Source organism: Cypionkella sp., assembly GCF_030652235.1.
Taxonomy (GTDB): Bacteria; Pseudomonadota; Alphaproteobacteria; order Rhodobacterales; family Rhodobacteraceae; genus Cypionkella.
The window spans coordinates 103,241-116,825 of record NZ_JAUSBA010000024.1 but is presented as its reverse complement, the minus strand read 5'-3'; the positions used below and the strand labels follow the sequence as shown (position 1 = coordinate 116,825).

Here is a 13,585-nt window from a genome sequence, read left to right as displayed (position 1 = left end):
GTTATGGCAGCGCCGCGAACAGGGGCGTGACACCTTCGGTCAGCGGCACCAGCGAGGCCGCAGAGCCGCGCGCACCCGCCTGAAGCAACGGAAAGCGGTTTATGCGGGGCGCGGGTGCTGCCGCAGCGATCAAACCTTCTGCGGCGGGGGGGACGTCACCCGTTGCACGCAAATCATTCAGGGCGGCCTCGACCTTGGCCAAATAGGCCTGAGCCTGATCGGGGCTGCGTGAATGATAGGCGGCAACGGCTTCGGGCCAGCCACCTTCGGATTGAAACAAGCTGGTCAGAAACGTTGCGGCATAGGCGGCGTTGGTTTCTGGGTCAAACATATCTTCAAGCGAGCCGAAATTCTTGCTATGCCAATGCAGGTTGATCTGAAAACACCCCGCATCGAAATTTGCCTTACCTTGCGTCAGCAGATCATTTGCATAACTGATCGCCTGATCGGCATTGTCAAACCAATGGCCTTGGCCGCCCTGGTTGATCGTCCACGGCCAAGGCTGCATTTCCCCATCCGCACGGCGTCCGGTTTCCACCCGGCTGATCGCCATCAGCAGCTCTAGCGGTACGTCGCTGTTTTGGGCGGCATGTTGTGCGGCGAGATCACAAACATCGGTATCAGAGCGGCTGTGCGCAGAGCCGCACAGCAAGAGCGTCAGCACTGCTATGGCGAGACCGCCGCGAAGTTGCGATGAACGGGGCCGATTTGGCATGGGTTTCACCCGAATGATCCGTCACGTTTTGTGCCGGCGATAGGGCCACGTTAGGGACAGAATCTTCACAAACCGTAACCAAAAGCGCTGATTTTGAATTAAGGGGCCGCGACTTGCGTCAATAACGCGTCTATGGCATCGCGCGTGGTTGCGCTGCGTTCGACCAGTTGTTTGCCAACGGCAAGCGGCCCTTTGTCGACAGCCGCACCGGCATCTGGACTCGGTGCGGGGCTTAGCTCATTGGCCAGATGCTTCCACGGATCGGCGCCACGGACGCCCGTGTCCGCCCAATTTTCCGCAATGCTCAGCGCGCGCTGTTCGGCCGCAGAATCCCCCGACTGTGCGTAGATCTGTGCGGCCGCCGCTTCGTCACCCAGTTGCTGCATTGCCAGTGCGCGCAATTTTAGCGCGTCTGGCGTGTATTGGCCGGTCAACGCCCGCAACGCTGCGCGTCCATCGTGCCGTTGCAGCTGAATCGTCGCCAATAGAAGCGGGTCGACCCGCGATTCGTCGCGCAGCCACTGCAGCGCGCTGTCTGCCATGCCCAAATGTAACAATCGCCCGGCAAGCTTTGCCGCAGTTTCCGGTGTCAGCTTTGGCTCTGGCGCAGAGGAAACCAAGACGGCATGTGCCAGCACAGCGTCATCCGTCCCCAAAAGCGAGAGGATGCGCCAAAGTTTCGGCTCGGCTTCGGGCGCATCCGGCAACAAAGCAAAGGCAGCCTCGATGTCGCCCGAGGCGGCTTTTGCCAACAACAGCGCGCGGATGGCAGCCGGGGCTGTGGCTGATCCGGTTTGTTCTTGCGCCACAGCCTCAAGCGCCACGACCATATCGGGCGCAATCGGCAGGTCTTGGGCAATGCGGGCCTCGACCAATGCCACCAAAGCCGTCGCCGTGCCGGGGCCGGGATCGGCGACCATTTGTTGCAACGTCACCTCGGCTGCCGCAGCATCGCCTTGGCGCATCTCGATTCTGGCCGTCAGAAGTGCGGCATCCGGTCCCGGCCCGCCCGGAGCCCGCAGGATCGCGTCCCGCACGCGGGTTGCTGCGTCATTGGCCCCGATTGCCATGAAGCGATCCGCCAAAACCGGGCCCAGATCACGGCGCAAGCCGATGGGCAGGGCGGAGAAGGCCAGAAAAGCAGCGTTGGTGTTGGCACGTTGGCTCGCGTCCAGCTTGGGCTGGGCGAGGATGGCCCAGAGTGCCGCAGGGCTATCGCAAGCTTCTTGGCCTATGAAGGCAGAACCTAGATCGGGACGGCCATCCACCAGCCGTGCCATGCTTTGCCACAGCGGCTTGTCGGGCAGATCCATCGGGAAAGCCTGCATCAACTGCTGTGCCTCAGCGCCAAAACCGACGAAAAGATGGAACTGGACCGCGCGTTGCAGCACTGCGGGGTCTGCTTTGTCAAATTCGGCAATCAAGCCCTCACTTGATTTGGCGATTTGCGCAAACACTGGGCTGTCATCACCCCAACTTGCCACATCCAGCCTGTCAGCTTCGACGCAAGCTTGGCCCTGCGCGCCGATCTTGTCGTGATCAGGCAGACCATTTGACATGGATACACTTGGCAATTCGCCCAAGCCGACTCGGACAGGTCCGATAGCTTCTCCCGCTGCTGCGGGATGCACCGTCTGATCGGAATGCAATTCTGCCATGTCGACCACGCCTTGAGCCGCGCCTCGGCTCAGCTGGTGCAGCAAAGAATCGCGCAGCGGCTGCAAAGCTGGATCACTGTTGGGCAAGGCGGTAAACGGGCGCGCGTTTGTGGCTTTCGGCTGGCCGGTTTGCAACTGCGCCAAGGCCTGAAGCGTCCAGTCGTAGCGAGCGGTTGTAATGTCAGGGCGCACAGGCTCGGTGTTAGCTTCGAGTTGTGCTGTTTGCGCCAGCGGCTCCTCAAACGACGAGCCCTTGGGCGGCCTGCCATCGCGCAGATCAATCACCATGATGCCGGGGCGAAATTCAAACGGAATCGCGTAGCAAGCGCAGGCGATGGCAAGGTTCAGAGCCCCGCTGTTGGGATCGGTCGAAATCCCGGCGAGGCGGCTTTTCCCGATCACTTTGAATGTCTCTGTCAGATCATAGCTGGGCGACTTATTTGCGATCCGCAACGCGTAGCCGTCTTCTGTTCTGCCAACCTGCCAATCCACCGGGCCGTCATACTCCAGCACCAAGCGGGTAAAGCCGTCGTGCTCACCGGATTTGACCAGAACGGGCGCGGCTGCGGCCATCGTCGTGAAGGCAAGCCAGATCGCGAAAACCAGCCGGATCATGCGGCCCCCTGCTTCAAAGCCCGCAAAGATTCCTCAACCGCTGCGAAGCTGGGGCGGACGTGATGCGGGGTATTTTGGCGGCCGACTTCGATGCAAATATTCGGGGCATGGCGATGCAGATTGGCCACCAGCACCTCTCGCACAAGCTGATAGAAATGGCCGTCATCCTCTGTCACCGTTTTCACCCGTGCAGCGAAGGGGCCCATCAAGCCATAGGCCAGAAACACCCCCAGAAAAGTGCCGACCAAGGCAGAGCCGATCATTTCGCCCAGAATTTCAGGCGGCTGGTCCAATGACCCCATCGTCTTGATCACCCCCAGAACCGCAGCCACAATGCCAAGCGCGGGTAGGGCGTCGGCCATGGATTGCAGCGCGTGGCTGGAGTGCATGGCATGGGCCAACGCGGCCTCAACCCGTTTGTCGAGCACTTCTTCAACCTGATGCGGGTCGTCGTAATTCATTGAAGCTGCGCGAAAGGTATCGGCAATCAAATCCACCGTTTCGTGATCTTTCTGGATTTTTAGATATTTGCCGAAAATGGTCGATTCCTGCGGGTTTTCGATATGCTCCTCCAACCCCACCGGATTGGCGCGGGCGATGCGGATCAACTCGAACAACAGGCACAGCAAGTCACGGAAATCATTGGGTTTCCATTTTGGCCCTTTGAAAACTTTGCCGACATCTTTCGCGGTTTTCTTGACCGCCGCGAGATCGTTTGACACCAGAAAAGATCCCAGCGCCGCCCCGCCGATCATGATCATCTCAAACGGCAGCGCCTCCATAATCGGGGCAAGGTGGCCGCCGTGGATGACAAAGCCGCCAAACACCATCACGAGGATGACGACGATACCAATAATGCCGAACATCGCTGACCCTACCCAATTTCCTACGCGCAGCATGGCAGAGCCGGGTTAAGAAACCCTGACTCTAGTTCTTCGGCGCCATCGCATTGCGCCCGGCAATCAACACGGAAATTGCATAGACTTTTGCCGGAGCCATCCCAGACATCACCGCCGCCGCCGCACCCGGGGTCATCCGACCGAGGAAGCCTGCAGCAAATTCTGGTGCCATTTCGCCAAACAGTTTGGCGGCATCAGCGGGCTTCATAGCCTCATATACGGCGGTCAATCGGGTCAGATCGGCCTCTGCGGCACCATCGGCAATCTGCAAGGTTTTCTTCAGGCTTGTCTCGGCGGCAGTCATTTCATCCATCCGGGCCTTGATCGCGGCCTCGGCCAGTGCCAGCGCCGCCATCCGATCCGCTAAGGCGGTTTCGCGCGCGGTGACCTGAGCTTCGCGCGCGCTCAACGCTTCGGCCAAGGCGAGGGGCGTTGTGGGGCAGGATTGTGGATCGGTGGCAGGCACATCTGTTGCAGCCACAGAGTTTGCCAGCGCCGAGCCCACGCCAGACCCTACGCGCAAGGCACCAGAGGCTGCGAGAAACAGCGTCAGAATCACCAAAGTGCCGCGACCACTGCGCGGGCGGGGCTTTGTCATTCCGCCACCTCCATATCCGTTCGCGCCACCCGCCTGCGCACGAAGCGCAGATTCCGGGCGGCCTCGGCTGGTTCAGCCTCAACATTGGCGGAGGGGGCCGCAGGATCAGGCAGACCATGCAGAGATGCGACCAGCAATTCCAATCTCCCGGCCACAGATTCGGCACGATTGGTGAGAGCTTTCAGCCCATCCGCCGAGCCATGCGCCGCCGAGCGCGCCTGTTCCAGCGCGCGTGTCATGTCATCGACCTGCGCTGACAGCACCGCAATCGCGCCGCCCATGCCAGTTTCCAGCGTAGTGAATGTCTTCAACCTGCCCGACAGTACATAGCAATAAATCGCCGCCCCGAAAGAGCCCGCCGCCATCAAAATATCCGCGATCAGCACCATTTGGTTTTCCTTCAGTTTAGCACAAATTCGGTGATAAGAAGATCGCGCACCCGACCATCGCCGGTGACAATCTGAATCCGGCGCAACAATTGTGCGCGCATCCGCACCAGTGCAGCAGAATCGTCAAATTCGGCCGGATCAATGGCTCGTAAGTAGCCGTTCATCACATCGATGATACGCGGCAGCAGGGTGGTGACCTCTGCCGCATGACTGCCTGCGACCTCTAACTGCGAGGTGAAGCGCAGATGCCTGCCATCTTCGCCGGGGCCGATCGAGACGATCACCGATTCAACCGGAACAAAACTGATATCGGGCAAGGGGTTGGGTTCAGCGGCACCTTCTGCATATCCCGCTCCCCCAGCTAGAATTAAGCCTGACCAAGTGGCGTAAAATCCTGCCCCACCCAGCAGAAAAGCCAGCGTAAGCCCGATCAGCAAAGGCTTTTTCGACTTTTTTTTCGGTGCCGCATCCTGCGGCTGTTCAGCTTCGGCCACTTGGCCCTCCGTCTTTGCTTGCAGACCAAACATAGACCCAAGCTCACTAACCGATTGTTAAGGCCAATCCGTCAAAGCTGGTTTCATCGGGCAGAACCCCCACCGGAGAGCGACCGTGCAGAACCTGTTGCAAATTTGGCAGAACCTTGATGGCCGCAAACGTCTTGTTGTTTTGGGCGCGACCTTGGCGATGTTCTTGGCCGTTATGATGATGTCGCGGATAGCAGGGACGCCGGGAATGTCTTTGCTTTATGCTGGGTTGGATAGTTCGGCGGCTGGCGATGTAATCATCGCGCTGGATCAAAAGGGGGTGACCTACGAGGTGCGCGGTCAGGCGATTTACGTCGATGAGGGCCAACGCGATGCGCTGCGCATGACTTTGGCGGCGGAAGGTCTGCCTGCGAATTCTGGCACTGGATATGAATTGCTTGATTCGCTGTCCGGCTTTGGTACCACCGCGCAAATGTTTGATGCGGCCTATTGGCGGGCGAAAGAGGGCGAACTTTCGCGGACGATTATGTCAAATCCGCAAATTCGCACAGCGCGGGTGCATATTGCCCAAGCGCCATCGCAGCCGTTTCAGCGCGATGTAAAACCCAGTGCCAGCGTGACGATCACCTCGGTTGGCGGCAACCTGCCCGCTGTGCAGGCCAAAGCGTTGCGGCATCTGATTGCGGCTTCGATGCCGGGGATGGTGCCGGATGAGGTTGCGGTGATTGATTCTGTCGCCGGATTGATCGCCTCGGACGCTGATCAGACCGCCCCTAGCCTCGCCGCTGACAGCAAGGCGGCTGAGATCAAGCAGAATGTCGAACGCCTGCTGTCGGCGCGGGTCGGGCCGGGAAAGGCGGTGGTTGAGGTGGCGGTGGACGTGGTCACCGATGCCGAACAGATCACCGAGCGTAGTTTTGATCCGCAAAGCCGCGTGGCGATTTCCACCGACAACACCCAGCAATCTGGATCTAACACGCAGCCCGGCGGCGATGTGACGGTGGCCTCAAATCTGCCTGCCAACCAAGCGTCGGCGGGGGGCAATGGCAAAAGTGAGAACTCCGAAACCCGCGAGAAGGTGAATTACGAGGTGTCCGAGACCAATCGCCAGTTGGTGAAGGCACCCGGTGCGGTGCGCAAGATTTCGGTGGCGGTTCTGGTGGATGGTGTGCCGGTGACGGCGGCGGATGGCACGGTCAGCCTGCAGCCGCGCCCCGAGGAAGAACTGGGGGTTTTGCGTGAACTTGTCAGCTCTGCCGCAGGTCTTGATACAACGCGCGGCGATGTTCTGACGTTGAAATCTCTGGCGTTTGAGCCTTTGCCGCAGCTGGGCGATGTGGCTGCGGCCAGTATGTTTTCCTTTGGCGAGATCAATCTGATGACGCTGATCCAGACCGCCGTGCTGGCTTTGGTGGCGCTGATCCTGGGGCTGTTCGTGATCCGCCCGGTGCTGACCTCTGCCACCCGCAGGCAGGCTCTGCCCGTCCCGATGCCGACGCTGGCGTTGCCCGGAGTGGCCAACTTTGACGGCCAACGTGTGCTGACAGGCGAGATCGACGATGGCACCGATCTGCCGCCGCTGTCTGTCGTCTCTGGTGTGCCGGGATCGGATGTGGCGAAAGACCCGATGAGCCGTCTGCGTCAGTTGATTGAAGAGCGCCAATCCGAATCCGTCGAAATTCTGCGCGGCTGGATGGAAGTTGAGGAGGAGGTGCGCTGATGGCGTTGCGATTAGAAATGTTCGAGACAGAGCAAACCGCAAATGGCGGCAAGACGGTTGTGCTCGACGCTATGCATCTAGAGGAAACCAAGCTTGCCGCCTACGAGTCCGGCTATAGCGCAGGATGGGAGGATGCGGCTGCCGCGCAATCCAGCGACCAGACCCGCGTGCAGGCCGATCTGGCGCGTAATTTGCAAGGGTTGTCCTTCACCTTTCACGAGGCTCGCCAGCACGTCTTGCTCGCCCTTCAACCCTTGATGAGCGAGATGGTCGGGCAGCTTTTGCCGGCGCTTGCCCGCGAAACGCTATCGCAAGTGGTGCTGGAGGCATTGATGCCGATGGCTGAAAAGCTGGTGGATACGCCAATCACAATGGTTCTGAACCCGACCGCGCGCGTAGCGGTCGAGGCATTGCTGGAGCAAGCCACCGGCCTGCCGCTGATCGTGACGGAAGAACCCAGTCTCAGCGAGGGGCAAGTATATTTGAAATTTGGCGGTACCGAAACGCAGATCAATCTTGATCGCGCAACCGCTGAAATCACCGCCGCCGTGCGCAGTTTCTTTGACATTCCAGAGCAGGAGAAAAAATATGGATGAACTGTCAGATGGCAATCCGTTTGGCCAAGTGCCGATTGAGGTCACCATCTCGGTTGGAAAGGCTCGCCCGCTGGTGCGCGATTTGCTGCGGCTGTCACGCGACGCGGTGCTGGCGCTGGATCGACGCGTGGATGATCCGGTCGAGCTTTACGTCGGCGATCGGCTGATCGCCCGCGGTGAGCTGCAAGAGTTGGAGGGCGACAGTTCCGGCCAACTCGCGGTGCGGCTAACCGAAGTGGTGAACCTGCGGGGCGGGCTATGATGCAACGCGCAGGTCTGGCGCTGGCGATCGTGCTGATGTGCGCGGCCCCGGCGCTGGCGCAGGGATTGTCGATTGATTTTGGCGATAGCAGTTCGCTCTCCACCCGGTCGGTGCAGTTGCTGGTGGTGATGACGGTGCTAAGCCTCGTGCCGGGTCTGGCGGTGATGATCACCTGCTTTCCCTTCATTGTCACCGTGTTGTCGATCCTGCGCCAAGCCATTGGGCTGCAACAAGCGCCGCCGAATATGCTGATCGTCAGCCTTGCGCTGTTTCTAACGTGGTTCGTGATGGATCCGGTGTTCACTGAGGCCTGGGTGAAAGGGATCGAGCCGTTGAATGCGGGCAGCATCGACATCCAGCAGGCGATTCCGCTCATTCTTGCCCCGTTTCGCGGCTTTATGGCGCATCGGTTGGATGGCGATACCTTTGCCGCGCTGCAAAATCTGCGGCCCAATATGGCGCAGGTTTTGCCGGTGGACGCGCCGCTGTCGCTGCTGGTGCCCTCGTTCATCCTGTCGGAAACTCAGCGCGCCTTTGAGATCGGTTTTCTGATCTTCCTGCCGTTCCTGATCATCGATCTTGTTGTCGCCGCAGTGCTGATGTCTATGGGCATGATGATGGTACCGCCTGCGGTGGTGTCGCTGCCCTTCAAGCTGGCGTTCTTCGTCGTCGCGGATGGCTGGAGCCTTGTGTCCAGCGCTTTGGTGCGAAGTTATTTTTGACCGGATGTGAACCGAAAAAGGCGGCAATCTGCCGTTTCAGTTGACCACGAACTCGGCGTGGAGCGCCCCGGCCGCATTGATGCTTTTCAGAATGTCGATCATGTCATGCGGCGCTACCCCCAGCGCGTTCAACCCTGCCACCACCTCGGACAGATTGGTTCCGCCGGAAACCTCGGCTAACCCTGTGCCGGGTGCGTTTTGGATATCGACAGATGTGCGCGGCAGTACGATGGTTTTGCCTTCCGCAAAGGGGTTCGGCTGCGACACCATTGGGGTTTCATCAATCCGCAGCGTGAGGTTACCCTGCGCCACCGCGACCCGGCTGATCCGCACGTCTTCGCCCATCACGATGGTGCCCGAGCGTTGATCGACGACAACCCGCGCTTTCGTTTCAGGCTCTACCAGAATATTCTCCACCCGGCTTACCAGATGCGCAGGCGAGCGCCCGTTGGTTTGCAACAGCACCGTGCCCGCATCCAACATCTCGGCCGAGCCTCTGCCCATTTTGGCGTTGATCGCGGATTCAATGCGCTCGGCTGTTGTGAAATCAGGTTCGCGCAGCGCCAGCCGCATCGACTCCAGCTGGGTGAAGTCAAACTCCACCTCACGTTCGACCCGGCCACCAGAGGGGATCATTCCGGCAGTTGGCACACCCTGCACCACTTTCGCCGCTTGGCCATCCGCCGAGATCCCGCCCGCAATGATCGCACCCTGCGCCACCGCATAGATCTGACCATCCGCGCCGTTCAGCGGCGTCATGATCAGCGTGCCGCCGAGCAGACTTTTCGCATCACCGATCGCAGAAACCGTGACATCAATCTGCCCGCCCGCCCGCGCAAACGGCGGTAAAGCTGCAGTCACGAACACAGCTGCGACGTTCTTGGGTTGATACTGCTCGCCCGTGACATTGACGCCCAACCGTTCCAGCAGATTTGACATAATCTCTTCAGTGAAGGGCGCATTGCGCAAACCATCCCCTGTGCCATTCAGGCCCACGACCAGCCCATAGCCGACCAGATCGTTGGAGCGTACGCCGTCAAATTCCACCAGATCCTTAATGCGGATCGGGCCAGACCAAGCCGCACTTGACAGCAGGCTGACCATGACGGCGCAGAGAAGCTTTCTCATCTTAAGTAATCCAGCAGGCTGAGGCGCGAAAGTCGCGCGGTGAGGGCGTAGATCTTTTCCAACTGCGCCTGAGTTTCATCCAGATTTATGGCCGTTTCATAAGGATCGGCTTCGGTGATGTTGTTGCGCGCGATCTGCAAAGCCGAGGTTTCATTGGAATTGCGGATCGCTGCTGCGTCGATACGCGCTTCAACCAAACCAAGCCGCGCCGCCACATTGGTACGGTCGGTTTTGTTCTCCAACAGGCTGAGCGCTGCACGGCGGGCTAGGTCCTGCCGCCCCGTGCTTTGCCCAACCAAAACGCCACGATTAAGCAAAGCTGCCAGTGCCAGACCCTTAATAGTGTCGCGCAATGCGGGATCTTTGGCGGTGACGTCGATGCGGACTTCCTCACCTGACGCAATCGTCAATCCGGCCAGTGCATCGCCACCTTGGTAGGCGACAGCGTCATAACCGGTGGGGCTTGCAAACCAGTTGCTCACCGCCGTTTCGACATCTTGCGCGCTGAAAGCGCCAGCAACGGCGGCTGTCAGGGCAGAAAGCAGTGTGTCAGAATCTACTGAAGCAGCCCCGGTCGTCGCCTGTCCTGCAAACAGGCTGCGATCCCCAAAACGGGTGTTCAGCACAGACAAAGCCGTTTGCAGGGTCTGCTCGGCATCCTTGCCCGCAGCGTCAATCAGCGCCGCTGTCCCCCCCGTTGATGTCGAAATCAAAGAGTTACTCAGGTTTCCAGCCAGATTATCGACAGTGCCAAGCGCTGTTTGCATCGCCCCCGCAAACAGCCCCGCTTCAGAAGTCACTATACCATAGCCTTTCAACCTGCCCAACGAGACGTCGATCCCCGAAATCGGCCCAAGATCGCCCGAGACCCGTGCCGTCGTGTCGCTGATCCTGCCCATCGCTGCCTCATTGGTCAGCCGTTGCAGGTTTTGCTTTAGATCAACGGTATGCCGCCGCAGCATGAAAGATCTGGCCATATCGCCTAGGGAAATCGCGCTCATTGCTTACATCTCCAGCAGTTTCTGCATCATATCGCCGATGGTGGAAATCACCTTGGCGTTGGCGGCATAGGCTTGTTCAATCACCAGCAGAGATTGCATTTCCTGATCAGTATCAACGCCTTGCTCTAATTCCATCGTGCTGAGCGTATCCAACCTTGCCGCAGAATAGCTGGCCTCATTCTCTGCGCTGACCCGCGCACTGGCGACACCCGAGACCATATCCGCCACCAAGGTGGCAAAGCTGCGCGCGCCAGTCATGAAGCCGCCAGAGACGGGGGTGCGGGGTGTAGTCAGCGCAGTTTGCAGGTCTTTCAGCAGTTGACTGTTGCCCGCAGCGCCCGGTGCGGTGGCGCCCAGACCATCGCGCAACCGCCAAAGCGCGCCGCCCTGTGCCGGATCTGCGGCGGCATTAACGGTCAGGCGCTGCGCGAGACCGATCTCATTGCTAACATTGAAAGCGGCACCACCATCGGTGAAAAGTCCCGCTATGCCCGTGGCTCGCGTGCTGTCTAGCCCACTGGCGGCAAACCGCTCTATTAGATCGCGAGCGCTGGCATCGAGTTTCGCCTGCGCTTGCGGTGCCAGATCATCGCGAATGGCGAATTGTGCGGCCAAAGTGCCGCCGGAAATCGGGCCATCCTCGGCTGTGGTCGAGATCGCCTTACCGTTCAGCGTCAACCCCGACAGCGCACCGCTGGCTTGGGTCATCGCCGCGACCACCACGCCCACCGGAGTGAAGCTCAGTTGCGTAGGCAGCCCGTCCAACACAACCGCGCCGCCGGTGGTAAACAGCGCGATTTCGCCCTTTTCGCGCGGCACTTCGCGCAGAGGAATGATCTTGGCGACGCTGTCAATCGCCTGGTGGCGCTGGTCAATCAGCACCGAATTGTCGCGGCTAGAGCCAGACGTCGCCCGGATTTGACCGTTCAGATCGGCGATCCGGGCCAAAGCCGTATTCACCTGCGTGACTTGGCTTTCGATTTGATCATCGGCATCAGAGCGCGCCTGTTGAATATCGCTGCCCGCCCCCGCTAAATGACTGGCCAAAGTTTTGGCCGATTCCAGCACTTTTGACAACCGCACCTCGGATTCCGGACGAGAGCTGGCTTCCAGCAGCGCTGTGTCGAAATCGCTGATCCGGCTGCCCAAAGAGCTGGCGTTGTCAACCGTTCCAAGCACCAACTCGAGCCGCTTCAGGAATGTTGCGGTGGCGTCGCGCCCACCGCTACCCGCCTGTGCCAAACGGCGATCACCCAGCAAAATCGGATCGCCGCGCCGCACCACACCGGTCACGCTGACGCCCTGACCCGAGCCGCCAATGGTGCGTGCGCTCAGTTGCAATTCGCGCCGACCGTAGCCTTCTGTCATCGCATTGGCGATGTTCGACGAGACGACTTCTGCCGCGCGTGCTGCCGCGTTCAGTCCGGAAAGCGCCGAGGAAAGGCCGGATGTGATCGACATTCAAGCCTCCTATCGTTTGATATTGGTGGTTTCTTGCAGCATCTCATCGGCGGTCTGAATGATCTTGGCGTTGGAGGAATAGGCGCGTTGGGTTTGGATCAGTTGCGTCAGTTCCGCCGCCACATCGGTTGAGGATTCCTCGCGAGAAAAGCCCACCACTGTGCCCGTTGGCCCATCGCCTGCGTTCCAGAGATAGAACGGGCCAGAGGCCGCTGAGATCTGATAGGTCTGATTGTTCATCGCCATCAGCCCATTCGGGTTCGGCACGTCCACGACCGGAATCCGGTAAATCCGCCGGGTGAAGCCCTGATCATAAATCGCGTAAAGATCGCCCTGCTCGTCAATCTCAACCGAGGTTAAACTGGCGACCGGAGAGCCGTTTTTGCTGATCGAGACCGGGGCGAAGCTGCTGGACAGCTGTGTCATCCCGTTCGGTTGGCCCAACTCACCCACGTTCAAGGCAATGGTACCGCCCGCCACCGCAAGCGGAATTGTGCCATTTGCCGCGTCGTAGGCCCCGCCCGACACCGCCGTCACCGAAGCCAACGTACCGCCCGCCGCCTGTGACGGATCAAAGGTCAGCGTATACTCGCCAATCACAGTCCCACCCGAAGCGCTGTCGCGCACCGTCATCGTCCAAGTGTTCGAGGCTCCGGTGGTGGGCACCGTCGGGGTAAAGCTGAAATCCAGCGATTCCGAGGTACCAAGATTGCCGAAGTACTCCACGGTCAGATCATGCGGATCGCCCGATGCGCCGGCAATGCTGGCGGAGGCGGGCAGATTCACGCCCAGTGTCATCTCTGACGTAGGGTTGCCGATGTATTGGTTGGCGTTGATCCTCACGGGTTCCAGTGCCGCCATTGTATCGCGCGGAAAGGTGTTCAGGCTGCCATCCGGGTTTGCTGGCCAACCCATCAGCACCAACCCGGTTTCGGTACGCAACACCCCATCGGCATCGGGGCGAAACGAGCCAGTTGTCACCAGTGAAATCGGATAGGTGCTGTCGGTGCTGTCCAGAGATCCTGCATCCGTCACCGGCAGAAAACCCCGACCATCAATCGCCAGATCGGTGGCATTGGCAGTCGAAATCAGCGGCCCGCGTTCATCAATCAACCGCATATTCGAGGCCCGCACTCCGCCCGCCGAATAGCTGGACTGCGCACTGCCATTCAGCACAACCGAATGAAAATCCGTTTCGGCTCGTTTGTAGCCATAGGTCGACGAATTCGCGATGTTGTCGGCAATCGTCGCAAGTCGGTTGGCATTGGCGTTCAGCCCCGCCACCCCCGCGTTCATGGATGAGGAAATCGTCATGGAAAGCGCCTTTCTGCAGCCT

At 59.7% G+C, this 13,585-nt stretch carries 14 protein-coding genes; 4 read left to right on the top strand and 10 right to left on the bottom strand.

The window, feature by feature from the left end; genetic code table 11:
- Position 1: 1 nt before the first annotated feature.
- The 6 genes from Q7V03_RS07290 to fliL all read right to left on the bottom strand — a co-directional run bounded on the left by Q7V03_RS07290 (position 2) and on the right by fliL (position 5,368).
- A complete protein-coding gene (locus Q7V03_RS07290) occupies positions 2-715 on the bottom strand; it encodes a lytic transglycosylase domain-containing protein (protein WP_304924941.1) in 714 nt (237 codons plus the stop codon).
- A 98-nt stretch (positions 716-813) separates the two neighbouring features.
- Positions 814-2,988: a hypothetical protein gene (locus Q7V03_RS07285; RefSeq protein WP_304924940.1), complete on the bottom strand. Its 2,175-nt coding sequence runs from the start codon at positions 2,986-2,988 to the stop codon at positions 814-816.
- Positions 2,985-3,854: a flagellar motor stator protein MotA gene (gene motA, locus Q7V03_RS07280; RefSeq protein ID WP_304924939.1), complete on the bottom strand. Its 870-nt coding sequence runs from the start codon at positions 3,852-3,854 to the stop codon at positions 2,985-2,987. Before motA ends, Q7V03_RS07285 begins: the two co-directional genes overlap by 4 nt.
- 61 nt (positions 3,855-3,915) lie before the next feature.
- A complete protein-coding gene (locus Q7V03_RS07275; protein WP_304924938.1) occupies positions 3,916-4,485 on the bottom strand; it encodes a MotE family protein in 570 nt (189 codons plus the stop codon).
- The gene (locus Q7V03_RS07270; protein WP_304924937.1) at positions 4,482-4,874 is read right to left on the bottom strand and encodes a DUF6468 domain-containing protein; all 393 of its coding nucleotides are present in this window, start codon (positions 4,872-4,874) and stop codon (positions 4,482-4,484) included. The genes Q7V03_RS07275 and Q7V03_RS07270 overlap by 4 nt, the downstream gene beginning before the upstream one ends.
- An 11-nt stretch (positions 4,875-4,885) precedes the next feature.
- On the bottom strand, positions 4,886-5,368 hold the full coding sequence (gene fliL / locus Q7V03_RS07265; RefSeq protein WP_304924936.1) for a flagellar basal body-associated protein FliL: 483 nt from the start codon (positions 5,366-5,368) through the stop codon (positions 4,886-4,888).
- Positions 5,369-5,483: 115 nt separating this feature from the next.
- Between fliL and fliF the strand changes: the two genes are divergently transcribed.
- From fliF to fliP, 4 genes are read left to right on the top strand one after another with little or no spacing between them, the layout of a single operon-like run.
- Entirely contained in the window at positions 5,484-7,079 is a 1,596-nt protein-coding gene (fliF, locus tag Q7V03_RS07260; protein ID WP_304924935.1) for a flagellar basal-body MS-ring/collar protein FliF, read from the top strand.
- Positions 7,079-7,675 (top strand): flagellar biosynthesis protein, encoded by a 597-nt coding sequence (locus Q7V03_RS07255; RefSeq protein ID WP_304924934.1) that lies wholly within the window; start codon positions 7,079-7,081, stop codon positions 7,673-7,675. The genes fliF and Q7V03_RS07255 overlap by 1 nt, the downstream gene beginning before the upstream one ends.
- The gene (locus Q7V03_RS07250) at positions 7,668-7,937 is read left to right on the top strand and encodes a FliM/FliN family flagellar motor switch protein (RefSeq protein WP_304924933.1); all 270 of its coding nucleotides are present in this window, start codon (positions 7,668-7,670) and stop codon (positions 7,935-7,937) included. The genes Q7V03_RS07255 and Q7V03_RS07250 overlap by 8 nt, the downstream gene beginning before the upstream one ends.
- Positions 7,937-8,659 carry a flagellar type III secretion system pore protein FliP gene (gene fliP / locus Q7V03_RS07245; RefSeq protein WP_304924984.1) on the top strand — a complete coding sequence of 241 codons (723 nt, stop codon included), beginning with the start codon at positions 7,937-7,939 and terminating at the stop codon, positions 8,657-8,659. The genes Q7V03_RS07250 and fliP overlap by 1 nt, the downstream gene beginning before the upstream one ends.
- A gap of 36 nt (positions 8,660-8,695) precedes the next feature.
- On the opposite strand, the gene Q7V03_RS07240 is transcribed toward fliP, so the two are convergent.
- From Q7V03_RS07240 to Q7V03_RS07225, 4 genes are read right to left on the bottom strand one after another with little or no spacing between them, the layout of a single operon-like run.
- Entirely contained in the window at positions 8,696-9,763 is a 1,068-nt protein-coding gene (locus Q7V03_RS07240; protein WP_304924983.1) for a flagellar basal body P-ring protein FlgI, read from the bottom strand.
- A gap of 20 nt (positions 9,764-9,783) precedes the next feature.
- Entirely contained in the window at positions 9,784-10,788 is a 1,005-nt protein-coding gene (locus Q7V03_RS07235) for a flagellin (RefSeq protein WP_304924932.1), read from the bottom strand.
- Positions 10,789-10,791: 3 nt separating this feature from the next.
- On the bottom strand, positions 10,792-12,249 hold the full coding sequence (gene flgK / locus Q7V03_RS07230) for a flagellar hook-associated protein FlgK (protein ID WP_304924931.1): 1,458 nt from the start codon (positions 12,247-12,249) through the stop codon (positions 10,792-10,794).
- A gap of 9 nt (positions 12,250-12,258) precedes the next feature.
- On the bottom strand, positions 12,259-13,563 hold the full coding sequence (locus Q7V03_RS07225) for a flagellar hook protein FlgE (RefSeq protein WP_304924930.1): 1,305 nt from the start codon (positions 13,561-13,563) through the stop codon (positions 12,259-12,261).
- Positions 13,564-13,585 lie beyond the last annotated feature (22 nt).